General features: G+C 68.5%; 24 protein-coding genes. 23 read left to right on the top strand and 1 reads right to left on the bottom strand.

Annotated elements, in window-relative coordinates:
* The first annotated feature begins 200 nt into the window (after positions 1 to 200).
* Together M4578_RS03735 and M4578_RS03730 are read left to right on the top strand one after the other, a co-directional pair.
* Complete coding sequence (locus M4578_RS03735; protein WP_258092105.1) at positions 201 to 749, top strand: permease; 549 nt, start codon at positions 201 to 203, stop codon at positions 747 to 749.
* Positions 746 to 1,237, top strand: a complete 492-nt coding sequence (locus M4578_RS03730) for a hypothetical protein (RefSeq protein WP_258092104.1) — start codon at positions 746 to 748, stop codon at positions 1,235 to 1,237. Before M4578_RS03735 ends, M4578_RS03730 begins: the two co-directional genes overlap by 4 nt.
* A gap of 132 nt (positions 1,238 to 1,369) precedes the next feature.
* Here the strand turns inward: M4578_RS03730 and M4578_RS03725 are convergent, their stop codons facing one another.
* Positions 1,370 to 2,128 (bottom strand): IclR family transcriptional regulator domain-containing protein, encoded by a 759-nt coding sequence (locus M4578_RS03725; RefSeq protein WP_258092103.1) that lies wholly within the window; start codon positions 2,126 to 2,128, stop codon positions 1,370 to 1,372.
* A gap of 236 nt (positions 2,129 to 2,364) precedes the next feature.
* Between M4578_RS03725 and pcaF the strand changes: the two genes are divergently transcribed.
* The 21 genes from pcaF to M4578_RS03620 all read left to right on the top strand — a co-directional run bounded on the left by pcaF (position 2,365) and on the right by M4578_RS03620 (position 25,348).
* Positions 2,365 to 3,567 (top strand): 3-oxoadipyl-CoA thiolase, encoded by a 1,203-nt coding sequence (pcaF, locus tag M4578_RS03720; RefSeq protein WP_258092102.1) that lies wholly within the window; start codon positions 2,365 to 2,367, stop codon positions 3,565 to 3,567.
* 232 nt (positions 3,568 to 3,799) lie between these two features.
* On the top strand, positions 3,800 to 4,813 hold the full coding sequence (locus tag M4578_RS03715; RefSeq protein ID WP_258092101.1) for a nitroreductase family protein: 1,014 nt from the start codon (positions 3,800 to 3,802) through the stop codon (positions 4,811 to 4,813).
* A complete protein-coding gene (locus tag M4578_RS03710) occupies positions 4,810 to 5,487 on the top strand; it encodes an AroM family protein (protein ID WP_258092100.1) in 678 nt (225 codons plus the stop codon). Before M4578_RS03715 ends, M4578_RS03710 begins: the two co-directional genes overlap by 4 nt.
* Positions 5,484 to 6,614 (top strand): DUF917 domain-containing protein, encoded by a 1,131-nt coding sequence (locus M4578_RS03705; RefSeq protein WP_258092099.1) that lies wholly within the window; start codon positions 5,484 to 5,486, stop codon positions 6,612 to 6,614. Before M4578_RS03710 ends, M4578_RS03705 begins: the two co-directional genes overlap by 4 nt.
* A complete protein-coding gene (locus tag M4578_RS03700) occupies positions 6,611 to 8,161 on the top strand; it encodes a hydantoinase/oxoprolinase family protein (RefSeq protein ID WP_258092098.1) in 1,551 nt (516 codons plus the stop codon). The genes M4578_RS03705 and M4578_RS03700 overlap by 4 nt, the downstream gene beginning before the upstream one ends.
* 43 nt (positions 8,162 to 8,204) lie before the next feature.
* The gene (locus tag M4578_RS03695) at positions 8,205 to 8,546 is read left to right on the top strand and encodes a DHCW motif cupin fold protein (RefSeq protein WP_258092097.1); all 342 of its coding nucleotides are present in this window, start codon (positions 8,205 to 8,207) and stop codon (positions 8,544 to 8,546) included.
* A 216-nt stretch (positions 8,547 to 8,762) separates the two neighbouring features.
* Complete coding sequence (locus tag M4578_RS03690; protein WP_258092096.1) at positions 8,763 to 9,728, top strand: AroM family protein; 966 nt, start codon at positions 8,763 to 8,765, stop codon at positions 9,726 to 9,728.
* Positions 9,729 to 9,926: 198 nt separating this feature from the next.
* Positions 9,927 to 10,652 carry an AroM family protein gene (locus M4578_RS03685; RefSeq protein WP_258092095.1) on the top strand — a complete coding sequence of 242 codons (726 nt, stop codon included), beginning with the start codon at positions 9,927 to 9,929 and terminating at the stop codon, positions 10,650 to 10,652.
* Positions 10,652 to 11,569, top strand: a complete 918-nt coding sequence (locus tag M4578_RS03680) for an ABC transporter permease (protein WP_258092094.1) — start codon at positions 10,652 to 10,654, stop codon at positions 11,567 to 11,569. The genes M4578_RS03685 and M4578_RS03680 overlap by 1 nt, the downstream gene beginning before the upstream one ends.
* A 12-nt stretch (positions 11,570 to 11,581) precedes the next feature.
* A complete protein-coding gene (locus M4578_RS03675; protein WP_258092093.1) occupies positions 11,582 to 12,370 on the top strand; it encodes an ABC transporter permease in 789 nt (262 codons plus the stop codon).
* A gap of 47 nt (positions 12,371 to 12,417) precedes the next feature.
* Positions 12,418 to 13,476 carry an ABC transporter substrate-binding protein gene (locus tag M4578_RS03670; RefSeq protein WP_258092092.1) on the top strand — a complete coding sequence of 353 codons (1,059 nt, stop codon included), beginning with the start codon at positions 12,418 to 12,420 and terminating at the stop codon, positions 13,474 to 13,476.
* Positions 13,473 to 14,543 (top strand): ABC transporter ATP-binding protein, encoded by a 1,071-nt coding sequence (locus M4578_RS03665; protein ID WP_258092091.1) that lies wholly within the window; start codon positions 13,473 to 13,475, stop codon positions 14,541 to 14,543. Before M4578_RS03670 ends, M4578_RS03665 begins: the two co-directional genes overlap by 4 nt.
* Before the next feature lie 96 nt (positions 14,544 to 14,639).
* The gene (locus M4578_RS03660; protein WP_258092090.1) at positions 14,640 to 15,773 is read left to right on the top strand and encodes an alanine racemase; all 1,134 of its coding nucleotides are present in this window, start codon (positions 14,640 to 14,642) and stop codon (positions 15,771 to 15,773) included.
* Between the two features lie 17 nt (positions 15,774 to 15,790).
* Complete coding sequence (locus M4578_RS03655) at positions 15,791 to 17,026, top strand: M20/M25/M40 family metallo-hydrolase (RefSeq protein ID WP_258092089.1); 1,236 nt, start codon at positions 15,791 to 15,793, stop codon at positions 17,024 to 17,026.
* A gap of 241 nt (positions 17,027 to 17,267) precedes the next feature.
* A complete protein-coding gene (locus tag M4578_RS03650) occupies positions 17,268 to 18,476 on the top strand; it encodes a cytochrome P450 (protein ID WP_258092088.1) in 1,209 nt (402 codons plus the stop codon).
* A 37-nt stretch (positions 18,477 to 18,513) separates the two neighbouring features.
* Positions 18,514 to 18,699 (top strand): ferredoxin, encoded by a 186-nt coding sequence (locus M4578_RS03645; RefSeq protein ID WP_258092087.1) that lies wholly within the window; start codon positions 18,514 to 18,516, stop codon positions 18,697 to 18,699.
* Positions 18,700 to 18,704: 5 nt separating this feature from the next.
* Positions 18,705 to 19,922, top strand: a complete 1,218-nt coding sequence (locus M4578_RS03640; RefSeq protein WP_258092086.1) for an NAD(P)/FAD-dependent oxidoreductase — start codon at positions 18,705 to 18,707, stop codon at positions 19,920 to 19,922.
* Positions 19,923 to 19,929: 7 nt separating this feature from the next.
* Positions 19,930 to 21,246: a type I glutamate--ammonia ligase gene (locus M4578_RS03635; RefSeq protein WP_258092085.1), complete on the top strand. Its 1,317-nt coding sequence runs from the start codon at positions 19,930 to 19,932 to the stop codon at positions 21,244 to 21,246.
* 29 nt (positions 21,247 to 21,275) lie between these two features.
* Positions 21,276 to 22,754, top strand: coding sequence for a glutamine synthetase family protein (locus M4578_RS03630; RefSeq protein WP_258092084.1), 1,479 nt, complete (start codon positions 21,276 to 21,278; stop codon positions 22,752 to 22,754).
* 29 nt (positions 22,755 to 22,783) lie between these two features.
* Complete coding sequence (locus tag M4578_RS03625; RefSeq protein WP_258092083.1) at positions 22,784 to 23,959, top strand: PAS domain-containing protein; 1,176 nt, start codon at positions 22,784 to 22,786, stop codon at positions 23,957 to 23,959.
* A gap of 18 nt (positions 23,960 to 23,977) precedes the next feature.
* Positions 23,978 to 25,348 carry a sigma-54 interaction domain-containing protein gene (locus M4578_RS03620; RefSeq protein WP_258092082.1) on the top strand — a complete coding sequence of 457 codons (1,371 nt, stop codon included), beginning with the start codon at positions 23,978 to 23,980 and terminating at the stop codon, positions 25,346 to 25,348.
* The last annotated feature ends 17 nt before the right edge of the window (positions 25,349 to 25,365 follow it).

The raw sequence follows: 25,365 nt of genomic DNA, 5'->3' as shown, positions 1-25,365 counted from the left end.
TTGCAGTTTGGCGAATTCTTTGCGTCCCGATTGTTTCGGGTTGATGACGGCTCTGCGCCTGTTTCATTTCAAATCAACAACTTACCAATCCGGAAAATTCATCCGTATGTTTTACCCACAGGCAAATGCCACAAAATCCTGTGGCGCCGGAAACATCCGGAGGTACCTTGCGCCCAGCTTTCACGACCACCCAAGGTGTCATGTCTCCCGATCCCCGCCCCCGGCGCCGCCTGTTCGATGGCGGCTTTTTCTTCGTTCTGGCCATCGCGCTGTGCAGCGGCACCGGCGTGCTGGTCACCCAAGGCTGGGAACGGTTCCGCGACATCCTGCTGTCGGATCTGGGGCTGGCGCTGCTGCTTCTGCCGAAGATCGCGGCGGGTGTCCTGCTGGCCACGGCGCTGGCGCTGGTGCTGCCCAAGGACAAGGTGCTGCGGCATGTGGGGCCCGAAAGCGGCATTCGCGGGCTGGCCATCGCCGCCACGGCGGGGGCGGTGATCCCCGGCGGGCCGGCGGTGACCTTTCCGCTGACCCTCGGGCTGATGAGCGCCGGGGCCGATCTGGCGGCGGGCGTGGCGATGGTGACCGGCTGGATCCTGCTGGGGCTCAACCGGACGATCGTCTGGGAGCTGACTTTCCTGCCGCCCGATCTGGTGCTGCTGCGGGTACTGCTCAGCCTGCCGGTGCCGATCCTTCTGGGCCTCGGGCTGCGCGCGGCGGTGCGGCACCGGGCACGGAGGCAGGCGGAGTGAATATCCTGATCGGCACGATCCTGATCTGGGGCGCCGCGCTCTGGGCGCTGGCGCATCTCAACCGCACCGCGCCCGAAGCGCGGCCCGAGCTGTACCGCCGCGCCACCGAGACCTTTCTTTTCATGCTGCCGCGTCTGGTGGTGGGGCTTGTGGGCGCAGGGTTCCTGGCCGCGCTGCTGCCCGAAGCCTTCGTCCAGCGCTGGCTCAGCGCGCAATCCGGGCTTCAGGGCATCCTGATCGCCTCGGGCTTCGGCCTGCTCACCCCCGGCGGGCCCTTCGTGGCCTTCGCCATCGGCGCCTCGGCGCTCAAGGCCGGCGCCGGGGCCGGCGCGCTTGTCGCCTATATCACCGCCTGGTCGCTGGTCTCGATGGTGCGCACGCTCAGCTACGAGGTGCCGCTGATGGGCAGGCAATTCACCCTTGCGCGGGTGCTTATCTCGCTTCCCGCGCCGATCCTGCTGGGGCTTTGCGCCAGCCTGCTGTTCTGACCCGGTGCCCGCCCGGCGAAGGGCCGTCTTCGCCCGCTCGGGCGTAGATGCGACCCGCTCGCGCGGATCATCAAGACACCACCACAATGCACTGAAATATAATATTTAATTGCGGAACTGTCGCTCCGAAAGTCACGGCAGGATCCGGCGCAGCCCCTCCTGCACCTTCGTCAGCGCGGGCAGATAGAGGCGCACCATCTCGTCCGCATCGCCCTGCACCGCCGCGACGCCGGTGTTCATCGCCCCCACCACCCGGCCCCGCGCCGAGATCAGCGGCACCGCAAGCGACCGCAGCCCCAGCTCCACCTCCTGATCGTTGAGCGCATAGCCCTGCGCCCGCACCTGCACGAGCCGCTGCATGATCTCTTCGGGATCGGTCAGGCTGACCGGGGTGCGCGGGCTCAGATCCGAGCGTTCGACAATCGCCCGCGCCTCCTCCTCGGGCAGCGCCGCCAGCAGCACCCGGCCCATCGAGGTGCAATGCGCCGGCAGCCGCGAGCCCGGCATCAGCCCGATCGACATCACCCGGCGCTGCGCCGCCCGGGCGATATAGACGATGTCGGTGTCGTCGAGGATGCAGACCGAGGTCGATTGCCCGATCTGCTCGGAAAGCTGGTCCAGCCAGGGCTGCACGAGCTGCGCCAGCGGCAGCGCCGCCAGCGCCCCCATGCCCAGCCGCAGCACGCGCGGCGTGAGCGTGAAGAACTTGCCGTCATAGGTGGCATAGCCGCCCTCATGCAGCGTCAGCAGGCAGCGCCGCGCGGTTGCCCGGTCGAGCCCCGTCAGCTCGGCCACCTCGGCGATGGCGAGTCGCGGACGCTCGGCGCTGAAGGTCTCGATCACGCGCAATCCCTTGAGCATCGAGGCAATGATGTCGGTTTTGTTCGCCATTTAGACATGGGAATACACATTATGAACAAAAAGCGCAATGCGCACAAATACACTTCACAGCGCCGCGTGACGCGGCAGAGGATCCCCCCGCAACCCCCATAGGAGGATCTCATGACGAGACATATCGCCCGCCCATCCGAGGACGCTCGGCCCGTGCCGGGCCCGCTCCCGCAACCGCCCGCCGGGCGGCCTGCGAACGGCCCCGCAGCCGCACATACCGCGACGGAGATGCAACCATGACCGAGGTTTTTCTCTGCGATTACATCCGCACCCCGATCGGCCGCTTCGGCGGCGCGCTCTCCTCGGTGCGTCCCGACGATCTGGGCGCCATCCCGCTGCGCGCGCTGATGGCGCGGAATGCAGCGGTCGATTGGGGGGCGGTCGACGATGTCGTCTTCGGCTGCGCCAACCAGGCCGGCGAGGACAACCGCGACGTGGCGCGCATGTCGCTGCTTCTGGCGGGCCTGCCGGTCGAGGTGCCCGGCACGACAATCAACCGTCTCTGCGGTTCGGGGATGGACGCGATCCTGGCCGGCAGCCGCGCCATCAGGGCCGGAGAGGCCGAGCTGATCCTGGCCGGCGGCGTCGAAAGCATGTCGCGTGCGCCTTTCGTGATGCCCAAGGCCGACCGCGCCTTCAGCCGCGCCGGCGCGGTGTATGACACGACCATTGGCTGGCGGCTGGTGAACCCGCTGATGAAGGCGCAATACGGCGTCGATTCCATGCCCGAGACCGGCGAGAACGTGGCCGAGGAATACGGTGTCTCGCGCGCCGATCAGGATGCCTTTTCCCTGCGCAGCCACATCAAGGCCCGCGCGGCGCAGGAAAACGGGCGGCTCGACATCGAGATCGCGCCGGTGGAGGTGCCGCAGCGCAAGGGACCGCCGGTGAGCGTCTCGCGGGACGAACATCCGCGCGACAGCTCGCTCGAGGCGCTGGCCAGACTGCCGACGCCGTTCCGCGAGGGCGGATCGGTGACGGCGGGCAATTCCAGCGGCGTCAACGACGGGGCGGCAGCGCTGCTCCTTGCATCGGAGGCGGCGGCCCACCGCCACGGCCTGACCCCGGTGGCGCGCGTGCTCGGCGGCGCCGCGGCCGGGGTGCCGCCGCGCATCATGGGCGTCGGCCCGGTCCCCGCCAGCCGCAAGCTGATGGCCCGTCTCGGCCTGAGCCAGAGCGATTTCGACGTGATCGAGCTGAACGAGGCCTTCGCCAGCCAGAGCCTCGCAACGCTGCGCGCGCTCGGGATCGCCGATGACGACCCGCGCGTGAACCGCAACGGCGGCGCGATCTCGCTGGGCCATCCGCTCGGCATGTCGGGCGCGCGGATCGCCGGCACGGCGGCGCTGGAACTGGCGCATGGCGGCGGCCGGCGCGCACTGGCCACCATGTGCATCGGCGTCGGTCAGGGCATCGCCATCGCGCTCGAGCGCGTCTGACGGCGCGCGCCCAAGCACCGCGTGGAAAACCCAGCCCCGCCAGCGGCGCCCGCAAGGGCGCCGCTTTTTTCGGCAGAAGCGGAACATCGCGGGGTCTGCCCCTACGGGTTTGTCCCGAATTGATCCCGGACGGGCGCGGGGCCCACACTTCGGGCATCTGATCCGAGCCCCGCAAGGCCCCGCCATGACCGCCACCGAAACATCCGCCGCCCCCACGCGAGGGCCCGCCGCAATGGCCCCCGCCCAGCCCAAGGGCGCGCGGATCGTGGGCCCTTGGGCCAGGCTGAAACTGGCCTGGGTGCTGACGCTCAACGCCGCCTATGACGCGCGGCGACTCTGGAAACACTCCTATCTGACCGGCATCAAGGGGCGGGAAACGCTGCGCTCGCGGATGCATATGACCGGGCATTTCCTCGAATACGGCCTGTCGATGCGCAGCCCCCGCGCGGGTTTCGGCAAGGACCGGGTGGCGCTGCTATGCGACGATCTCGGCAGCTATGCCCGGCATTACGGCTGGGATGCGACCTGCGAGATCATGCTGCGCACGCTGGAGGCCTATCGCGATTTCAACGCCGGCGCCGGCCAGGACATCGCCGCGCTCGACCAGGAGTTGGGGCAGATCGCGGCGCTGCGCGACTGGCAGGGCGCCCCGCTGCGCGGCGGCACCGAAACCGTCACGCGCGAGGAGATCCAGCGCCGTGGCAAGATCGACTTCCTCGATTTCGCCGAAGCGCGCCATTCGATCCGCCGCTTCGCGCCCGGCCCGGTCGCGCCCGACAAGATCGACCGCGCCGTGCGGGCGGCGCAGATGACCCCTTCGAGCTGCAACCGCCAGACCTGCCGGGTCTGGATCTGGACCGAGCCCGAGGCGGTGCAGCGGGTTCTGGCGATGCAGTCGGGCAACCGCAATTTCGGCCACGAGGTCTCCGGTGTCGCCATCGTCGCCAGCGATCTCACCCATTGGTACGAGGTCGAGGAACGCTATCAGGGCTGGGTCGATGCGGGCATGTTCGCCATGTCGCTGGCTCTGGGGCTGCATGCCGAGGGCCTCGGCGCCGTGATGCTGAACTGGGGTGAGGAATACCCCCAGGACCAGGCGCTGCGCGAGCTCACCGGCATTCCCGAAAGCGCGTTGGTGGCGGTGATGATCGGCTTTGGAAACCTGCCCGAGACGCTCACCGTGCCCGTCTCGCAACGCGGACCGCTCGACACCTGCCTGACCATGAACCTGCCGCTGAAAGGATGACCGTGACCCGCCGCGCCGCCATTGTCAGCATCGGCCAGACCCCACGCCCGGGACAGACCGACGAGCTTGCCCGTGTCCTGTCCCCCGGCATCGAACTGGTGCAGCGCGGCGCGCTGGACGACCTCAGCAATGACGAGATCACCGCCGCCGCGCCCGGCCCCGAGGACAGCGCGCTGTTCACCTATCGCCGCGACGGGATGCCGATCACCGTCAGCCACGATGTGGTGACGGCGGGCGTGCAGCGGCGGCTGGACGAGCTTGCCTCCGAAGGCTTCGACGTGACACTGCTGTCCTGCACCGGCACCTTTCCCGAGCTGCGAGGCGCCGGCGTGCTGCTGCGCCCCTCGCGCATCCTCGATGCGGTGGTGGGCGCGGTGTTCGAGCGCGGGCGGCTGGGTGTGCTGGTGCCGCTGCCCGAGCAGGTGGGCAAACTGACCCGCAAATGGGAGCGCGAGGGCGTCACGCTGGTGGCCGAGGCACTGCGCCCCGGATCGTCACCGGAAGAGATCGACGCGGCGGCCGCAAGGCTTGCCGCCGGACAGCCGGAGCTGATCGTCATGGACTGCATGGGCTACACCGCCGCCGACAAGGCGCGGATCGGCGCCCGGATCAACCGCCCCGTGGTGCTGGCCGTCGCCTGCGCCGCGCGGGTGATGGAGGAACTGACCACATGAAATCTCGCAGCTATCCCGACCTGCCCGCGCGCGAAATCAGCGCCGAGGAGATCGAGCATCTGGCCGTGGGCGCCTGGGTGCTGGGCACCGGCGGCGGCGGCAGCCCCTATCTGGCGCTGCTCAATATGCGCCGGCTCTATGCCGACGGCCACCGCGTGTCGCTGATGTCGCCCATGGACCTGCCCGACGACGCCCGGGTGGCGGTGGTGTCGAACATGGGCGCGCCGCTGGTCACCCAGGAACGCCTTTCGGACAGCCGCGCCTGCGCCCATGCGGTGAGAATCCAGCAGGACTATCTCGGCCAGGAGTTCGACGCGGTGATGTCGGTCGAGATCGGCGGCGGCAACGGCATCCAGGCGCTGATGGCCGCCACGCATCTGGGCATCCCGGTGGTCGATACCGATTTCATGGGCCGCGCCTATCCCGAGGCGCAGATGACCTCCTCGGCCATCGGCGACCTGCGCCCGACCCCCAATGTGCTTTACGACGTGCGCGGAATCGAGGCGATCATCCGCACCGCGCCGTCGTGGAAATGGGTCGAGCGCGTGGGCCGCAAGATGGTGACCGAGATGGGCTCGACCGCCTCGACCTGCAAGGCGCCGCGCAGCGGTGCCGAGGTCAAGCGCTGGGGCATCCACTTCACCACCACCAAGGCCATCGGCATCGGCCGCACGCTGGCCGAGGCGCAGCGCCGCCACGCCGACCCGATCGCCGCGCTGATCGAGACCGAGGGCGCCAAGCTGCTGTTCACCGGCAAGGTGACCGATGTCGAACGCCGCACCACCGAGGGGTTTCTGCGCGGCACCGCGCGGCTGAGCGGGCTCGATGCCGATGCCGGGCGCGAACTGACGGTCTCGTTCCAGAACGAATGGGTTGTGGCCTGGGACGGCCCCGAGCCGCGCGGCACCGCCATCGCCACGACACCCGATCTCATCTGCCTGCTCGACAGCGTGACCGCCCATGGCATCGGCACCGAAACCATCCGCTACGGCCAGCGCGTCTCGGTTCTGGCGATGGAGGCGCCCGAGGTGCTCCGGACGCCGAAGGGGCTGGAGCATGTGGGCCCCCGGGCCTTCGGCTACGATCTCGACTATAAATCCGTTTTCGATCTGGAGGCCGCGGAATGAAGCGCATCGGCATCGACGTGGGCGGCACCAACACGGACGCGGTGCTGCTCGAAGGCGACGCGGTTCTCTTCGCCATCAAGCGGCCCACCACGCAGGACGTGACCTCGGGCATTCTCGACGCGCTGTCGGCGGTGCGCGCCGATCCCGCCTGTGCCGGCCCCATCGACGCGGTGGTCATCGGGACGACGCATTTCATCAACGCGGTGGTGCAGCGCAAGCACCTGATGAAAACCGCCGCCATTCGCATCGGCCTGCCCGCTTCGGCAACGCTGCCCCCTTTCTGCGACTGGCCCGGCGATCTGGCCGCGCTCGCCGATGGCGGCATCTACCAGCTCGAGGGCGGGCATGAATTCGACGGTCGCCCCTTCATGCCGCTCGACATCGCCGGGCTGAAGGAGACCGCCCGCAAGATCCGCGACAGCGGCGTGCGCACGGTGGGCGTCTCCTCCTCCTTCTCGCCGCTTGATCCCTCCTGCGAGGAAACCGCGCGCGAGATCCTGGCCGAGATCTGCCCCGATGTGGCGGTGACGCTGAGCCACGATCTCGGGCGCATCGGCCTGCTGGAGCGCGAGAACGCGGCGCTGCTCAACGCGGCGCTGCACGATCTGGCAGTGGAAACGGTCGAGGCCTTCCGCGCGGCCATCGCGCAAAGCGGCATCGACGCGCCGCTCTACCTGACCCAGAACGACGGCACCGTGATGCTGGCCGATACCGCCATTGCCTTCCCGGTGATGAGCTTTGCCTCGGGCGCCACAAATTCCATGCGCGGCGCCGCGCATCTGTCGGGGCTGGAAAACGCCATGGTCGTGGATGTGGGCGGCACCACCTCGGACATCGGCCAGCTTCGCAACGGCTTCCCGCGCGAGGCCAATGCGGTGGTCGAGGTGGGCGGGGTGCGCACGCTGTTCCGGATGCCCGATCTGCTGTCGATCGGCCTGGGCGGCGGCAGCCATGTGGGCGGCGATCCGCTGCGCATCGGGCCGCTCTCGGTCGGCTACCGGCTGCCGCAGGAGGCGCTGGTCTTTGGCGGCGCGCAACTCACCGCCAGCGACATCGCCGTGGCGGCCGGGCTGCTCGAGATCGGCGACAAATCCCGCGTGGCGCATCTTTCGGCGGCCACCGTCTCGGCCGCGCTGGCGGATGCAAAGCGGCAGATCGAGACCAATGTCGACCGCATGAAGACCGAGGCGGGCGATGTGCCGCTGCTGGCGGTGGGCGGCGGTGCCTTTCTCATCCCCGAGCGGCTCTCGGGCGTTTCCGAGGTGCTGCATGTGCCTCATGGCGATTGCGCCAACGCGGTCGGCGCGGCCATCGCTCAGATTTCGGGCGAGGTCGATCAGGTGTTTTCGGGCCTCAGCCGCGACGAGGCCATCGCCGAGGCGATCCGGCTTGCCGAAGAGCGCGCCGTCGCCGGCGGCGCCGACCGCGGCAGCCTCAAGACGGTGGATGTCGAGGACATGCCGCTGGCCTATCTGCCCGGCGGCGCGCTGCGCGTGCGCACCCGGGTGGCGGGCCAGATCGCCGCCGGCGCCGCACGCGCCGCCTGAGCGGACAGACAGACCACAGGCAACAGCCAGGAAAGGCCAACGCATGAAGCTCCAGGATTTCCCCATTGCCCTGACCGACTGGTCGCAGATCGCCCCCGAGCGGCACGAGGGCGACGCGGGGTTCTCGCTCTGGCGCGTGCAGTATTTCGGCACGGGAGAAAACCGGATCCGGGTGCGTCTGGTGGAGCATTCCCCCGGCTATGTCTCGGATCACTGGTGCCGCAAGGGCCATATCATCTTTTGCCTGAAAGGCGGCATGGACACGCATCTGAAGGACGGGCGCGTTCTGAAGGTGCGCGCGGGCATGAGCTATCAGGTGGCCGACGACGCCGAGGCGCATGCCTCGCGCACCGAAACCGGGGCAACGCTGTTCATCGTCGATTGACCGGCGCGGCGGCGGGCGCATCGGTGCCGCGCCCAAAAGATGGGCAATACGCGCCCGGGCTGTGCAATCCGAAAACCGCCGCGCCGGATTCCCGCCGCCGACACAGAATCGCTCTCCCCCCGGCCCGGACGGTTCGGCAGGATGGCGGCGCAGACCGGGAGACCCGGAGGCGGCCCCGCCGGTGCCGCCTTTGCGGATCTGGAAAGGGTGCCCCGCATGAATCTCGACAAGGCCCATCGCAGCGTCTTCGCGCAGGATCGCCCCGCCCTGCCCCGGGTCCTGTTCCTCACCGTCGGCCGGTCGCCGCGACAGGACATCCTGCCCGAAATCCTGAACATTCTCGACATCGACCTGGACGTGGTCGAGCTGGGTGTGCTCGACGATCTCAGCGCCGGCGAGATCGAGGAAATCCTGGCGCACGACGGCGAGGAAAGCCTGTCGACCTATCTGTCCGAGAACATCCGCGTGGTGCTGTCCAAGGCGGCGGTGCGGCGCAAGCTGGAGCGTATCCTGGACGAGATCCAACCCTATGACTGCGATCTCGTCGTGCTGCTCTCGACCGGTCTGCTGCGCGATTTCCAGAGCCCGCGCCCGATGGTGAACGCCCAGCGCGCGGTCGAATCGGCGATCATTGCGCTGGGGTCGAACGATCAGACCATCGGGCTCATTCATCCGCTGGAACGGCAGGTGGGCGAGATCGACATCCCGGTGCTGAACCAGTTCAACGTGACCGCAAGCCACGCCCGCGAAGGCGACCGCGACTCGCTGGCAAGGGCGGTGATGGACGTGGCCGACAGCGACGTGATCGTGCTGCATTCGGTCAGCTATACCGAGGCCGACCGCGAGATCGTCGCCCAGGCCAGCCGCAAGCCGGTGCTGCTGGCGCGGCGCATCATCGCCACGGCGATCCGCCTGATGCTGCAACAGGCGCCGCTGCGCTCGGGCCCGGCGCTGTCGGCCGAGACAAGACGGCGGCTCGAACGGCTGACCCCGCGCGAACGGCAGGTGGCGACGCTGGTCTGCGAGGGCCTGCCGAACAAGGTGATCGCCGCGCAGCTCGGCATCAGCCAGAAGACCGTCGAGGTGCATCGCGCCAATGTCATGTCCAAGACCGGCGCCAGTTCGCTCGGCGGGCTGATTCACATGATGCTGGGCATCACCCCCTCGACCCTCTCGATCTGACCCCGCAAGGCGGCGGCGCGCTCCGGCGCGCCCAAAATTGCGGCGCTGTGCAAACCCTGCCGGCGCCGCGCATTGGGAGTCTCCCCAATATCGGTGCCGCGCGGCGCGGTGCTAGGCTTTCCCAAAGGCCGGACGACGGACCGGCGGCGGGAGCCGCGCCCGCTGCCGGGACCGGCCCCAAGGAACTGGAGACCCGCCATGCTTGACCGCACCCCCAAACCCGCGTCCGCACCGGAAACCGCTCCGCTCGGCCGCAAGCTCGGCACGATCACGCCCGGCCAGGCGCCGCGCGCGGATCTGACGCCGATCCTCGAGGCGGCGCTGCCCGAGGGGGTCGCGCTGATCCAGAAAGGCGTGCTCGACGGGCTGAGCGCGGAGGAGATCGCCGCCGGCTTCGCACCCGCCCCCGGTGCGCCGGTGATCATCTCGCGGCTGCTCGACGGCGCGTCGGCGGTGATGGACAAGCACAAGGTCGAGGCCAATATCCAGCGTCTGGTCACCGAGCTCGAGGACGCCGGCTGCACCACGATCCTGCTGCTCTGCACCGGCAAGTTCGAGGCGCTGCACACCCGGAGCGCGCGGCTGGTGGAGCCGCAGAAGGTGCTGCTGCCGAGCCTCGCCGCGCTGACGCAGGGCCTCCGGGTGGGGCTGCTGGTGCCGCTGCCCGAGCAGATCGACAGTGAGGGCGGCAAGTTCGCCGCCTTCGATACCCCGCCGATCGCCGCCGCCGTCTCGCCCTACGAGCCCGCAAACGACGCGCTGGCCGAAACCGCCCGCGCGCTGGCCGAGGCCGGTGCCGAGATCCTGATGACCGACTGCATGGGCTTTGTCGAACATCACCGCGACACCGCCCGCGCCGCAAGCGGCCTGCCGGTGGTGCTGTCGAGCGCGCTGATCGCCAAGCTCGTCGCGGAGATCGTCTGATGAGCGAGGCCGCAACCGCCCCGGCCGCGCTGACCTCCGACGACGCGGCACCGCGCCGCACGGGCCCCAACGCGCTGGCCTGGCTGATCCTGCCCATTGCCCTGCTGTTCGCGCTGTTCTTCGTGCTGCCGATCTCGCTCATGCTGCTGATGAGCGTGCTGACCGGCAATCCGATGTTCGAACAGGGGGTGCGCTTCACCCCCGAGAACTACATCCGCTTCGCCTCGGACAGCTACAACTGGGAGGTGCTCTGGATCACCATCCGCATCGGGCTCTCGACGACGCTGGCCGCGCTGCTTCTGGGCTATCCGCTGGCGCATCTGATGGCCCGGGTGCACAGCCGCACCGGCCACGCGCTGCTGCTGATCGCGGTGCTGGCGCCGATGCTGACCGGCATCGTCGTGCGCACCTTCGCCTGGATGGCGATCCTGTCGGATACCGGGGTCGTCAACGCCACGCTGATGCGCTTCGGCCTCATCGACCGGCCGCTGCCGCTGCTGAACAGCGAGACCGGCATCGTGATCGGCCTCACCCATATCTACATCCCCTATATGGTGCTGACGCTGAACGGGGTGATCAGCCGCATCGACGAACGGCTGGAACAGGCCGCGACCAATCTCGGCGCCCATCCGCTGCGCGCCTTCTGGGAGGTGACGCTGCCGCTGTCGGTGCCCGGCATCCTCGCGGGGTCGCTGCTGGTCTTCGCGCTGTCGATCTCGGCCTATGTGACGCCGCTGCTGATGGGCGGGTTCCAGTTCATGACGCTGCCGCTGCTGATCTACCAGCAGATCTCGGCCTCCTTCAACATCGGCTTCGCCGCCGCCCTCGGCATCATTCTCCTGGTGATCTCGCTGGCGCTGGTGATCGGCTACAACCGCGTGCTCGGACTGCTGTCGGGCGACCGCGACCTGACCTGAGGAGACGCCGCCATGACCCCCGGACGCCTCGCCTATATCGCCCTCAACGCCGCGATCCTGATCTTCATCCTCGCCCCCATCGCGATCATCTTCGTCTTTGCGGTGAACCCCGTTCCCTATATCGACTTCCCGCCCTCGGGCTTCACCTGGGACTGGTTCGTGCAGTTCTTCACCTCGGACATCTTCATGCGCTCGCTCTGGCTGTCGCTGCGCGTGGCGGCCATCGTCACCCTGCTGGCGGTGTTCTTCGGCGCCACCGCCTCGCTGGCCATCGCGCGCGGCAACCTGCCCGGGGCGCGGACGATCACCGCCTTCGTGCTCTCGCCGCTGATGCTGCCGGCGATCCTCACCGGCCTCGCGCTGTTCCAGGCCTATATGTTCCTCGACATCGGCCGACCGCTCTGGGGGCTGGTCATGGGCCATGTGCTGGTGACCACCCCCTATGTGGTGCGCACCACGCTGGCGGTGCTGCACAATTTCGACACACGGCTCGAAGAGGCCGCCACCAATCTCGGCGCCGGCCCCGTGCGGGTCTATTTCGAGGTGACGCTGCCGCTGATCAAACCCGGCGTGATCGCCGGCGGGATCTTTGCCTTCATCGTCTCCTTCGACCAGTTCCCGGTGTCGCTCTTCCTGATCGGGCCGGGCAACGAGACGCTGCCGATCACCCTCTTCAACTACCTGAAATTCGAGATGGACGGCCGCATCGCCGCCGCGTCGGTCGTGTCGATCCTGATTTCCCTAGTGGTGGTCATCGGCATCGACCGCACCGTCGGGCTGCGCAGCTACGGCAAGATGTGACCCCCGCCCCTTCCCCAACCAAACGCGACCAACAGGAGACCCACAAGATGACCCACTCTCGCTTCAATGCCGGACGCCGCCGCTTCCTTTCCTCTGCCGCCGCCGCGGGCGCCATGACGCTGGGCTCGCCCCTCGTCCTGCGTGCCCAGAATTCCGAGCTGAACATCACCGGCTGGGGCGGCAAATGGGGCGAGGTCTTCGAGGCCACCGTCGGCCCGATGTTCGAAAAGGAATACAACTGCAAGATCGTGCGCGACACCTCCTTCCCCTTCGTGCCCAAGCTGCAGGCCTCCTCGCGCCGCAACCCGATCTATGACGTGGTGCATTCCAACCAGAACGCCCAGGCCGCGGCCGTGGTCATGGGGCTTGTCGAGGAAAAGCTCGACCCGACCAATATTCCCAACATGGCCGAGCTTTACGATTACGCCACCTCGGACACGATCAACGGCGTCTGCATGTTCACCTCGGCCATCGGCATGGGCTACCGCAAGGATCTGGTGAAGGAGGTGCCCACCTCCTGGACCGATCTGTGGAAGGAGGAATATGCCGACAAGCGCGGCGCCTATGTGATCCCGATCAACTCGCTGGGCCAGGCCTTCCTGACCATGGCCGCCTCGATCTACGGCTCCGGTGCCAAGGATCTCGATGCCGCCTATGAGGCGCTGGAGAAGCTGAAGCCGATCAAGCTGGTGGATTTCACCGGCGCCATGGAGAAGATGATCCTCTCGGGCGAGGTCGAGCTTTGCGTGATTCACGATTCCGGCGTGCTGCGCTACTACGACACCCCGAACGAGGCCGCCTTCTGCGCGCCGAAAGAGGGCGTTCTGGCGCTGGAACAGGTGCTCAACATCACCCCCGGCACCCAGAAACGCGAACTGGCGGAGGCCTATATCAACTTCATGCTCTCGCCCGAGATCCAGAAGACCATGGCCGAGGCGGTCTGGTACTCGCCCGCGAACAAGAACGTCGTCCTGTCGGATGTCTATCAGGAGCGTCTGCTTACCACGCCGGAGAAGGTGGCCCAGCTCAAGCAGGTCGACTGGATGTGGTACAACGCCAACAAGGATGCGATCGACATGCGCGTCAACCGGATCTTCCGCGCATGAGCGCCTCGATCCATATCGAGCGGGCCTCCAAGGTCTATGACGGCGCGGTGCGCGCCGTCGACCGGATCGACATGGACATCCGGGAGGGCGAGTTCTTCGCCCTTCTCGGCCCCTCGGGCTGCGGCAAGACCACGACCCTGCGCATGATCGCCGGGTTCGAACAGCCGACCGAGGGCACGATCCGCGTCTCTGGGAAGGATGTGACCGGGGTGCCGGCGCACAAGCGCGACATGGGCATGGTGTTCCAGAACTACGCGCTGTTCCCGCACCGCACGGTGCGCGAGAACGTGGGCTTCGGGCTGCGGATGCGCGGCATCGACAAGGCCACCGTCGCGCGCAAGGTCGACCGGGCGCTCGAGATGGTGTCGCTTTCGGCCATGGGCGAACGGCGCCCCGCGCAGCTTTCCGGCGGTCAGCAGCAGCGGGTGGCGCTGGCGCGCGCCATCGTGATCGAACCGCGCGTGCTGCTTTGCGACGAGCCGCTCGGCGCGCTCGACAAGAAGCTGCGCCAGCAGATGCAGTTCGAGCTGAAGGAGCTGCAAAAGACGCTGGGCGTCACCACCGTCTTCGTGACCCACGATCAGGAAGAGGCCATGGCGATGTCCGACCGCATCGCCATCATGAACGGCGGTAGGGTCGAGCAGATCGGCACCCCCTCCGAGATCTACAACCGGCCGAAGACGCGCTTTGCCGCGGATTTCATCGGCGACACCAACCTGCTGAGCGGCAAGGTGGTCGAGCGCGACGGCGGCAAGGTTCTGGTGGTGGCCGAGGACGGGTTCGAGATCCCCGGCGCCGATCACCATCCCGGCGGCGTGGTCCATGCGGCGCTGCGCCCGGAAAAGATCGTGCTGCACCCGGATGAAAGCGATGCTCCCTGCATCGTGCGCGGCCGGATCGACAGCGCCAATTTCCTCGGCGATTCCATCCTCTACCGGATTGCGCTGCCCAAGGGCCGGCATGTGCTCGCGCGCGCGGCCAACACGGCACATAGCCGGATGCTGCCGCCCGGCGCCATGACCCGGCTCGACTGGCAGCCCTCGGACCTGGTCTTTCTCGCGGATTGAGCGGCGCCGGCGCGCGCGCCCGGCCCTCGCATCTGCCGGGCGCAGGCTCTACCCTGCCCGGGCAAACCCGCGCCGACCGAACAGACAGGAGCCGTCATGCCCAATCTCAGCGACAGGGACACCCCCTTTCTGGCGCTCGACCGCGACCGCATGGATCGCAACGTCGCGCGCATGCGCGACCGCGCCGAGGCGCTGGGGGTGACGCTGCGCCCGCATCTCAAGACGGTGAAATCGGTGCCCGCCGCGCAGCGCATCCTCGGCGACATGGCCGCCCCCGCCACCGTCTCAACGCTGCAAGAGGCCGAAGCCTTTGCCGAGGCCGGCTGCCGCGATCTGATCTATGCCGTGGGCATCGCCCCGGCCAAGCTGCCGCGCGTGCTGGCCATGCGTCAGGCGGGCACCGATCTTGCGGTGATCCTGGACAACGCGGCGCAGGCCGAGGCGGTCTGCGCCGCCTCGCGCGCGGCAGACGCCCCGATCCCGGCGCTGATCGAGATCGACAGCGACGGGATGCGCGCCGGGCTCGCCCCCGACGATCCCCGGATCGTGGCGCTGGGCCGGAGGCTGGTCGAGGGCGGCGCGGAGCTGCGCGGCGTGCTCACCCATGGCGGCGCGAGCTACGGTCGCTTCACCGACGCCGACCGCCGCGCCATGGCCGCGCAGGAGCGCGACGCCGCCGTTGCCGCCGCCACCGCGCTGCGCGCCGCGGGGCTGGCCTGCCCGGTGGTCAGCGTCGGTTCGACCCCCAGCGCCGCTTTCGCCACCGACCTCACCGGCGTGACCGAGCTGCGCGCCGGCGTCTATACGCTCTCCGATCTGATGATGGCCGGGCTGGGCGTCGGCGGCATCGACGACATCGCGCTCTCGGTCGTGGCCACCGTGATCGGCCATCAGGAGGCGCGCGGCTGGATTCTGACCGACGCCGGGTTCATGGCGCTGTCGCGCGACCGGGGCACTGCCGGCATGCCGGTGGATCAGGGCTTTGGGCTTGTCGCCGATCTCGACGGGGTGCCCTTCGGCGATCTGATCGTGCAGGGCACCAGCCAGGAACACGGGATTCTGGCCATGCGCCCCGGCAGCAGCGCGCCCCTGCCCGACCTGCCCGTGGGCACGCGCCTGCGGATCTATCCCAACCACGCCTGCGCCACCGTCGGCATGCACCCCGCCTTTGCCGTCACCGAGGGCGGGCAGGAGATCGTGGACGACTGGCCGATCCTGCGCGGCTGGTGACCCGGAAGGACCCTGGAATGACCCGCAACATCGCCCGCATCGTCGCCCATCCCGCCTTTGCCCAAGCGCAAGAGACCCTGCGCGCCCAGCACGACCGGCTGGTGGAGGAGATCATTGCGCTGACGGAAATCCCCGCGCCGCCCTTCCACGAGGCGCGCCGTGCGGCGGCGTTCCGCGAAAGGCTGGCGGCGCAGGGGCTGGAAGAGGTGCGGACCGACGCCATCGGCAATGTGACCGGCCTCCGCCGCGGGCGCGGCAACGGGCAGATGGTGGTTCTGGCGGCGCATCTCGACACGGTGTTTCCCGAAGGCACCGACGTGACCGTCCGCCGCGAAGGCACGCGGCTCTACGCCCCGGGCATCGGCGACGACACGCGCGGGCTGGCGGTGCTGCTGGCCTTCGCCCGCGCGCTCGATGCCGCCGGGATCGAGACCGAACAGGATCTGCTGTTCGTCGCGGATGTGGGCGAGGAAGGCAAAGGCGACCTGCGCGGCATCCGCCATCTTCTGATCGAAGGCCGCTATCGCGACCGCATCGGCGCCTTCTTCACCCTCGACAGCCCCGAGGTGGAGCCGGTGGTGATCCGTGCGGTGGGCTCGCACCGCTACCGGATCACCTTTCGCGGCCCGGGCGGGCACAGCTACGGCGCCTTCGGCACCGTGAACCCCGCGCATGTGATGGCCGATGTGGTGGCCGGCATGGCGCGCTGGCGCGTGCCCTCCGAGCCGCGCACCACCTATTGCGCCAGCGTCTTCGGCGGCGGCAGCGCGATCAACGCCATCCCCGAAGAGGTCTGGACCGAGATCGACCTGCGGTCGGTCTGCCAGGAGGAACTCAACCGTCTGGATTCGGATCTGCACATGCTGATCGCGGCGGCGGTCGAGGCCGAGAACGCCCGGGGCGACACCAGCCACGGCGAAATCACCGTCGAGGCCGCCCGGCTTGGCGCCCGTCCCGCCGGCGGAACCGACCCCTCGGCGCCCATCGTCCGCGCCTGCGACGCGGCGCTGGCCGCCTTCGGCTTCACCATGCGCCCCGAGACCGGATCGACCGACGCCAATATCCCGATGAGCCTGGGCATTCCCGCCGTCAAGATCGGCACCGGCGGTTGCGGCGGGCGCGCCCACACGCTTGGGGAATGGATCGACGTGGCCCCCGAACCGAGCCTGCGCGGCCTTTACGCCGGGCTCGCCGCGATCCTCGGGGTGGCGGGGCTGCATCCGGACACGGAAACCACCGCAACCGCGCCCTGAGCCCCGCGCCCGGCCAGCCCGGCAACGCGCCCGCGCGGCGATGCGCGTCATCATCGGTGATGAATTTCTGCATCGAAGGCCGCCTCGGAAACGCCCGCGCCCCGCGGGAGTCCGCCCCATGGCGGCAGCATAAAATTTAATTCCACTATTAATCAGATGCTTGCCAGAAATGCAGTCATTCTGGACAAGAACTTGCGTGCCTTATCCCGGGAACCGCGACCTTTGCCCGGGAGGCACCGACATGACGCAGCAGGAGATTCTCTCCACCGACGCCCTGCCCTATCTCGACATCGCAGATGCCGATTTCTCGATCCGTTCGCAAGCGGTTCTCGACGCGCGCGATGCCGCCTGGTGCGCCCGCACGCCCTATGGGCTTGCAGTGCTGCGCTATGACGACGTGCAGAAGATGCTGCGCCACCCCAAGCTGCGCCAGGGCTCTTATCGCTGGCCCGCCCATAGCGGCGTGACCGGCGGCGCCTTCGCGCGCTGGTGGGAACAGATGCTGCTCAGCCAGGAAGGCTCGGAACACGCGCGGCTGCGCCGGATGGCGAACCCGGCCTTCTCGCCCAAGCTCATCTCGTCGCTCATCCCGAAATTCCAGGCGCTGGCCAACAGGCTCATCGACGGCTTTGCCGAGAAGGGGGAATGCGATTTCATCGCCGAGTTCACCGAACCCTATGCCACCGGCGTCATCTGCGACCTGCTGGGCCTGCCCTTCGAGAAATGGCGCGAGCTGGCCGACATCGCGGGCGACATGGGGCTGGCGCTTGCGGTGAGCTACAAGCGCGATCAGGCCACGGTGGACGCTGCCACCGAACGGCTCTTTGCCTATGCCGAGGAACTGGTGGCGCTGCGCCGGGCCGAGCCTTCGGAGGATTTCATCGGCATGCTGGTCCGGGCCAATGCCGACACGGACCAGCTTTCCGATCAGGAGCTTCTGGACATGATCGTGCTGGCGATCTTCGGCGGCATCGACACCACCCGCAACCAGCTCGGCCTCGCCATGGCGATGTTCATCGAACACCCCGAGCAATGGGCGCTTCTGGCGGAACAGCCCGATCTGGCCCGCCCGGCGGTGGAAGAGGTCATGCGCGTGCGCCCCACGGTCACCTGGGTCACCCGCGAGGCGACCGAGACCTTCACCTATAACGGCACCGAGATCCCGCAGGGCACCACCGTGCATCTCTTCTCGCAATCGGCGGCCTCGGACCCGGCGGTCTTCGAGACCACCGATTTCGACATCACCGCAAAGCGCAAGCCGCATTTCGGCTTTGGCGGCGGCACCCATCACTGTCTGGGGCATTTCATCGCCCGCGGCGACATGACCGAGGCGCTGAAGCTGCTGGCGCAACGGCTCAAGAACCCGCGCTTCAACGGCGAGGTGCTGTGGCTGCCCGACAGCGGCAACACCGGCGCCACCGCCATGCCCATCGCCTTCGACGCCGCCTGACCGGCGCCGCGCCCTTCCGGAAAAAGGAACCGCAAACATGAAAGTCCATGTGGATATGTCCATCTGCCTGCTGCACGGCCAATGCGTCATCGCCGCGCCCGAGGTGTTCTCCTTCGACGACGATGGCGGGCTGGTCTGGCTTGCCGAGGTCGACGAGTCGCTCGCCGCCGATGTCGAGGCCGCCTCCGATGCCTGCCCCGAGCAGGCCATCGTGATCGGCTGACCCGGATGGCCGCGCCGCGCATCACCATCGTCGGGGCCTCGCTGGCCGGGCTGCGCTGTGCCGAGGCGCTGCTGGCGGCGCTGCCCGAGGCGCGGGTGACGCTGGTGGGCGACGAGCGACACGCCCCCTATAACCGCCCGCCGCTGTCGAAGGACGCGGCCGAGGCGCTGGCCGCCGGCCCCGGAGCGGGGCCGGAGGTGTTCGAAAAGCTGCGCCTGCGCAGCAAGCTGGCGCCGGGCGCCGTGACCCTGCGGCTGGGCGTGGCGGCCGAGGCGCTCGACGGCACCGATGTGCGTCTGAGCGACGGGCGCCGCATCGGCAGCGACTGGGTGGTCGCGGCCACGGGCCTCCGCCCGCGCCGTCTGCCGCTCACCGGCGCCGAGGACCGGCGCCATGTGCTGCGCAGCTACGACGACGCGCTGACCCTCGCCGCGACCTTGCGCACCGGCGCGCGGATGGTGGTCATCGGCGCGGGTTTCATCGGCTGCGAGATCGCCGCCACCGCCCGCAAGCTCGGCCTACATGTGACGCTGGTCGAACCCGCGCCGCAGCCGATGCTGCGCGCCCTCGGCGCGCGGGTTGCCGCCGCCATGGCGGCGCTGCACCGCTCCCACGGTGTCACCCTGCTCTCGGGCCGCGCGGTCGCCGGGTTCGACGGTGCCCGCGTCATCCTCGACGACGGGCAGGCGCTCGAGGCCGATGTCATTGTCGAGGCGCTTGGCTCACAGCCCAACACCGGCTGGCTGACCGACAGCGGCGCCGATCTGAGCGACGGCGTGCTGGTCGATGACCGGATGCTGGCCCCCGGTGCCGAAAACCTGCTGGCGGTGGGCGACATCGCCCGCTTCGCCAACCCGCTCTTCGATGCCGTGCCGCGCCGCACCGAACATTGGTGCATCCCCGGCCAGACCGCGAAACGCGCCGCCGAAACGATTGCCGCGCTTTGTACCGGGCAACGGCCGACGCCCGGCTTCGCCCCGATGCCCAGCTTCTGGAGCGATCAATACGGCATGCGGCTTCAGGCTTTCGGCGCCCCGGCGCTGGCCGAGACCCAGACCGTGATCGAGGGCGATCTGAGCCAGACCGGCACAGCCCCGGTGATCGTCGAATACGCCCGCGCCGGGCGGCCCGTCGGCCTGATCGGGCTTGGCGCCAACCCCGCCGCGCTGGCCCGCCACCGCGCCCGGCTGACCGCCGCGCTCACCCCTCCCGTTGACGCATGAGGCCTTGATGACAGACCTTCTCACCTCCGCCCTCGACCGCTTCGGCGCCGAGATCGTGCATGTCGGCCAGTTCGATTACGGCTCGGTCTTCCGCGAACGCCGGCTGCGGCGCGAGCCCTTCCTGCACTGGGCGGGCGATCCGCGCTTTGCCAATGTGCTGGCGTATTGGGACAGCGGCGACACGCTGTTCGGCGGCACCTCCTTTTTCACCGAGACGGTCGAGATCGACCCGGCCTCGATGCGCCGCAACCCGTCCGAGCCGAACGCCGTCACGGTGATCGCCGAACTCTCGGGCGAGGCCCGCGCGCTGATGCCGCGTCAGGTGCTGCGCGCGCAGCTCGACCGCGCCGAGGCGATGGGCTTCAAGGTCGATGCCGGGTTCGAATTCGAACTGATCGTGCTTGACGAAGACGCCTCAACTTCACGCGACAAGGGCTTCGAAGGACTGGAGAAATTCGCCCCCGACAACAAATGCTGGTCGGGCGCCACCGCCAATACCCATGCCGCGTTCATCGCCGGGATGGAGGCCGAGATCCTCGGCCATGACGTGTCGCTCTATGCGCTGAGCGTCGAGCTGGGGCCGGGCTGCCTGGAGGCGACGCAGGCCGCGACCGAGGGGCTGCGCGCCGCCGACGACGCCGCGTTCCTGCGCATGGCCGCCCGCTCCTACGCCCGCAAGCAGGGCAAGACCGCCAGCTTCATGCCCTATCTCGGCAAGGAGTATCCCGGCATCGGCGGCCATTGCACCATGAGCCTGCGCGACAAGAGCACCGGCGCAAACCTCTTCTCCGATCCCTCGGGCCAGACCAACGATCTGGCGCGCAAGTTCATCGCCGGCATGATGCAGGTGGTGCCCGAGGCCTTTGCCATGTGCACCTCTTCGGTCAACGCCTATCGCCGTCTGGCGCCGGGAAGCTGGGCGCCGAAATCGCTGACCTGGGCGGAATACCCGTTCACCGTCGCCGTGCGTTCCGTCCCCCACGCGGACCCGCGCGCGCGGCTGGAATTCCGCGTGCCGCCCGCCGATTGCAACCCCTATCTCACCATGGCGCTGATGCTGGGCGCCGGGCTCGACGGCATCGAACGCGACCTGCCCGCGCCGCCGCCCGCCGAGGCCGCCCATCCCGATTTCGTGCCCGAAGGCGCGCAGCGCTTTCCCCGCGATCTGGCCGAGGCGGCAGGGCGGCTTGCCGCCTCGGACCATGCCAAGCGCATCTTCGGCACCGCCTTCACCGAGAACTTCGCGGCCGCCTGCCGCGCCGAATACGCCAGCCTCGCGACGGCGGTCAGCGCCGAAGAACGCGCCCGCTATCTCGAAGGCTGAGACAGAACAACACCAACAGGGAGCCCGACATGACAACAGACACCGACTATCACCGCGAGGTCGACGCACCGGGCCGCGCCGACATGGTCGCCCGCGTGCGCAAGAAGATCGACGCGCTCGGCGTGGATTACATCTATTACCAATATATCTCGATCACCGGCCGGGTGATGGGCAAGGCCGCCCCCGCGCGGCACTGGGAAACCCAGGCGCGCAAGGGTGTGCAGACCTGGATGGGTGGCGTCACCAACGTGCTGCCCGACTTCAAGGGCAACCTGATCGGCTTTGATTCCAACGCGATGGAATGCATCGCCCTGCCCGATCCCGACAGCTTCGTGCAGCTTCCCTGGGACAAGCGCGTGGCGCGGGTCTTCTGTACGCTGTTCTACAGCCTCGAAGACCCCAACCTGCCCGGCGCCTGTTACGAATACGACACCCGCGGCAACCTCAAGCGCTTCGACCGCGAATTCCGCGAGGCGCATAACGGGCTGCATCTGCGCGTCGGGCTGGAACCCGAGATGCTCTGGCTCGAACCCAAGGACGGCGAGGTCCAACCCTACAAGGGCGTCACCGAACCGCTCGCCTATCACATCGGCCAGTTCGAGGGCGCCCGCGACATCTGGATGCAGGTCTCGGACTATGCCCGCGCCATGGGTCTCGACATGATCCAGGGCGATTGCGAGGACGCGCCCGGCCAGATCGAGCTGAACTATCAGTTCGACGACGCGCTGCCGACCTGCGACCGCATGACCACCTACCGCCAGATCTGCGCCGAGGTGGCACGGCAGCGCGGGCTGATCGCCTGTTTCATGGCCAAGCCCTTCATGGGCTACGCCGCCAATGGCTGCCATCACAACTGCTCGGTCTGGACCGGCGGCTCGCGCGAGCTGCAAGAGCTGATCCCCGGCGAGCTGCCCGGCATGGAAGAGAATTTCATGTATTCCAAGGGCGGCACCAACGCCTTCGAGAACACCGAGGGCGGCTGGCTGCCGACCGAGCTGGGCCATCACGTCCTTGGCGGATCTTTGAAACATATCAACGCGCTGACCTGCCTGGGCGCCTCGACGGTGAACAGCTACCGGCGGTTCAACGATTACGGGCTCTGGGCCCCCATCGGCGCCAACTGGGGCCTTCAGAACCGCTCCTGCTCGATCCGCATTTCCTCGCCCGACCGGTTCGAGTTCCGCGCGGTCGACAGCATGGTGAACCCGCATCTCTTCTGTGGCGCGCTGCTCAAGGCGATGGACGACGGCATCCGCAACAAGATCGACCCGGGCGCGCCGGAATCGCGCAACGTGACCGAGCTTTGGATGTCCGGCGAGCCGGTGGATCTCATTCCGCTCAACCTGCGCGATGCGCTCGACGCGCTGCGCGCCGACGATGTGGTGCGCTCGGCGCTGCCGGGGCGGCTTTACGAGGTCTTCGACGAATACAAACAAGATGAATGGACGCGCTTCCTCCGGGAGGTCACCAATTGGGATGTGGAACGGTATCTGCACTGCGTGCCGTAACCCGCTGACCATTGGACCAGGAGAGCACCATGAGCGTGAGGACCACCGACCAGACCGAGATGACCGACATCCTGACCCGCGAGGGCCGGGTCGCGCAGATCTGCGCGGCGCAGGAGGCGGTTCTGGGAACCGCGCCCGGCGCGCTTGCCGGGGCGGACTGGTCGCGGATCTACCGGCTGCCGGCGCGCGAACGGCTCGAAGAGCTGTTCGGCCAGCCCGATGCCGGGCCTCATCTCGTGGCGCTGGAGATGCGGCGTGACGACGGGACGTTGCTCCCCGTCACGGCCGTGGTCACCCGCATCTCCCACCCCGATCACGGCATCTGCCTGCGCACGGTGAAATGGCGCAGCAGCGGCATGCTGGAAAACGCCGCAAGTCTGGCCGAGGAGAACGAGGTGATCAGCTCGATCCTCGCCGCCTCGGACGATGCCGGCTGGTGCATGGAATGGGCCGAGCCCGTGGACTTGTCGGCGCCCGAACAGGAGATCATCCGCCAGGTCTTCGAGAACGGGCCGCGCTGGCGCTTTTGCAACGATGCCATGGCGCGGCTTTACCGCACCCCCGAGGGCGCCGATTTCAACGCCCTGCCGGTGCACGAGACCTTTCCCCGCAGCCCCGAGAACGAGGAGTTCGTCCACCGGCTGGTGCAGGCGAATTTCGACGTGAACGGCTCGCCCTCGCGCGATCTGCGCTATGACGGCGTCTGGATCGAGGTCGAGAACGATGTGCGCGGCCATATCCGCGGCAACCGGCTTTACCGGATGTGGGGCACGGTGCGCGACGTGTCGAAACACGCCCGCCGCGCCGCCGTGCTGCGCGAGGAGATCGAGACGCTGGAGGCAATCCTCGCGGCGCTGCCCGACGCGGTGCTGGTGGTGGATGGCGAAGGCCATCTGCTGCGCGCCAACCTTGCCGCCGAGGAACTCTTCGACCTGTCGCCCGATCTGCTGCCGGGCCGGTCGCTGACCGATCTGGTCGATCTGCCCATGGCGCTGAGCGCGCTTTTCGCGACGGCGGCGGAGCGGCTGCCCGGCCATCCGGTGAGCACGATCGCGGTGGGGCTGCGCACGCCCAGCCAGAGCTTCCGCGCCGATCTCGCCGCGCGCCCGCTCAGCCTGCGCGGCACCGAGTGCCTGGTGCTCAGCCTGCGCGCGCGGCTGGGGATCAGCGGCACGGGCGCGCCGCCGCTGAGGGCACGGGGCTAGGCGATGGGGGTGCGCAGGATGAACCAGGATACGCCCAATACCCGCCCCGGTCTGGAAACCGCGCTGGACGCGCTGGCCGACGGGCTGATCGTTCTCGATGCCGCGCGCGCCATCGCCTTCGCCAATCGCGAGGCCGGCGCCATTACCGGGATCGCCGCGGCAGAGATGAAAGGCCGGACGCTCGCCGATCTCTCGGCAAGCGCGGCGCTCAACTGGGCGCCCATCGAGGAAATGCTGGAGACCGGCCGCAGCGGCCACATGATCCTGCGCGGCGAGACGGTGGGCGCGGTCTTTGTCACCCTGCGCCGGGTCTCGGCCACCGGTCCGCAAGAGGGCCATGTGATCACCCTGCGCGATCTGGCGGTCTTCGACCACGCCCGGCGCCAGGCCACCGGCCAGCGCAACACCATGGCGCTCAACAGCACCGCCGAACGCCGCCTGCGCCCGGATTTCGCCCGCCAGCGCGCGATCTCGCCCTGGCTCGACCGGATGATGTCGCGCGGGGAACGGGCGCTTTTGCAGGGGGCGCGGGTGATCATCACCGGCGAATCCGGTGTCGGAAAGACCGAGATCGCCCGCCACCTGCATTCCTTCGTCGCCAATGGCAGCGATCCCTTCATCGCGGTGAACTGCGCCGCGATCCCCGAAAGCCTCTTTGAATCCGAGCTTTTCGGCTACGAGAAAGGCGCCTTCACCGGCGCCTCGACCGAGGGCAAGAAAGGGCTGATCGAGGCGGCGGAGGGCGGCACGCTGTTCCTCGACGAGATCGGCGAGATCCCCCTGCCGCTTCAGGCCAAGCTGCTGTCCTTCCTCGAGGACGGGGTGATCACCCGCATCGGCGGCACCCGGCCCCGGCGGGTGAATGTGCGCATCATCTCGGCCACCAACCGCGACCTGCTGGCCATGGCCGAGGAGCGCGCGTTCCGGCTGGATCTCTATTACCGGCTGGCGGTGGTCAACATGCCGATGCGCCCGCTGCGCGAGGTGCCCGAACTGCTCGATCACCTGATCAACCGCTTCCTCACCGCGATCAACCAGCGCCGCTCGATCCCGCTCGACCTGCCCGACGACCTGCGCGCCCGGCTGCGCGCCTATCGTTATCCCGGCAACATCCGCGAGCTGTGGAACCTGATGCAGCAGATTTCGGTGCTGGGCGAGGATCTCGAAGATCTGCCGCGCCGCCTGCTCGCCGTCGATCCCGACGCGCCCATGCTGCGCGCCCCCGCGCCCGGGGACGATACGGACCGGCCGCTGCGCGAGGCGGTGGCCGATTACGAATTGCGGATCATCGAGGAGGCGATCCGCAGGCACGGCAGCAAGCGCAAGGCCGCTGCCGCGCTCGGGGTCGATATCGGCACCATCTCCCGGAAAACCAGAAAAGAGCCGTAAGCGGCCGGAAAACAGAC

This window comes from Salipiger pentaromativorans (assembly GCF_024721115.1).
Classification (GTDB): domain Bacteria; phylum Pseudomonadota; class Alphaproteobacteria; order Rhodobacterales; family Rhodobacteraceae; genus Salipiger; species Salipiger pentaromativorans.
The sequence above is the reverse complement of the archived record's forward strand: the minus strand, read 5'-3'. Positions and strand labels throughout refer to the sequence as shown.

Coding starts and splice junctions, on each gene's coding strand:
- M4578_RS03655 (WP_258092089.1), top strand. CDS start 15,791: ATGACCCGCAACATCGCCCGCATCGTCGCCCATCCCGCCTTTGCCCAA.
- M4578_RS03625 (WP_258092083.1), top strand. CDS start 22,784: ATGAGCGTGAGGACCACCGACCAGACCGAGATGACCGACATCCTGACC.
- M4578_RS03665 (WP_258092091.1), top strand. CDS start 13,473: ATGAGCGCCTCGATCCATATCGAGCGGGCCTCCAAGGTCTATGACGGC.
- M4578_RS03680 (WP_258092094.1), top strand. CDS start 10,652: ATGAGCGAGGCCGCAACCGCCCCGGCCGCGCTGACCTCCGACGACGCG.
- M4578_RS03690 (WP_258092096.1), top strand. CDS start 8,763: ATGAATCTCGACAAGGCCCATCGCAGCGTCTTCGCGCAGGATCGCCCC.
- M4578_RS03635 (WP_258092085.1), top strand. CDS start 19,930: ATGACAGACCTTCTCACCTCCGCCCTCGACCGCTTCGGCGCCGAGATC.
- M4578_RS03675 (WP_258092093.1), top strand. CDS start 11,582: ATGACCCCCGGACGCCTCGCCTATATCGCCCTCAACGCCGCGATCCTG.
- M4578_RS03715 (WP_258092101.1), top strand. CDS start 3,800: ATGGCCCCCGCCCAGCCCAAGGGCGCGCGGATCGTGGGCCCTTGGGCC.
- M4578_RS03670 (WP_258092092.1), top strand. CDS start 12,418: ATGACCCACTCTCGCTTCAATGCCGGACGCCGCCGCTTCCTTTCCTCT.
- M4578_RS03645 (WP_258092087.1), top strand. CDS start 18,514: ATGAAAGTCCATGTGGATATGTCCATCTGCCTGCTGCACGGCCAATGC.
- M4578_RS03685 (WP_258092095.1), top strand. CDS start 9,927: ATGCTTGACCGCACCCCCAAACCCGCGTCCGCACCGGAAACCGCTCCG.
- M4578_RS03695 (WP_258092097.1), top strand. CDS start 8,205: ATGAAGCTCCAGGATTTCCCCATTGCCCTGACCGACTGGTCGCAGATC.
- M4578_RS03735 (WP_258092105.1), top strand. CDS start 201: ATGTCTCCCGATCCCCGCCCCCGGCGCCGCCTGTTCGATGGCGGCTTT.
- pcaF (WP_258092102.1), top strand. CDS start 2,365: ATGACCGAGGTTTTTCTCTGCGATTACATCCGCACCCCGATCGGCCGC.
- M4578_RS03660 (WP_258092090.1), top strand. CDS start 14,640: ATGCCCAATCTCAGCGACAGGGACACCCCCTTTCTGGCGCTCGACCGC.
- M4578_RS03710 (WP_258092100.1), top strand. CDS start 4,810: ATGACCGTGACCCGCCGCGCCGCCATTGTCAGCATCGGCCAGACCCCA.
- M4578_RS03700 (WP_258092098.1), top strand. CDS start 6,611: ATGAAGCGCATCGGCATCGACGTGGGCGGCACCAACACGGACGCGGTG.
- M4578_RS03620 (WP_258092082.1), top strand. CDS start 23,978: ATGAACCAGGATACGCCCAATACCCGCCCCGGTCTGGAAACCGCGCTG.
- M4578_RS03650 (WP_258092088.1), top strand. CDS start 17,268: ATGACGCAGCAGGAGATTCTCTCCACCGACGCCCTGCCCTATCTCGAC.
- M4578_RS03725 (WP_258092103.1), bottom strand. CDS start 2,128: ATGGCGAACAAAACCGACATCATTGCCTCGATGCTCAAGGGATTGCGC.
- M4578_RS03705 (WP_258092099.1), top strand. CDS start 5,484: ATGAAATCTCGCAGCTATCCCGACCTGCCCGCGCGCGAAATCAGCGCC.
- M4578_RS03630 (WP_258092084.1), top strand. CDS start 21,276: ATGACAACAGACACCGACTATCACCGCGAGGTCGACGCACCGGGCCGC.
- M4578_RS03640 (WP_258092086.1), top strand. CDS start 18,705: ATGGCCGCGCCGCGCATCACCATCGTCGGGGCCTCGCTGGCCGGGCTG.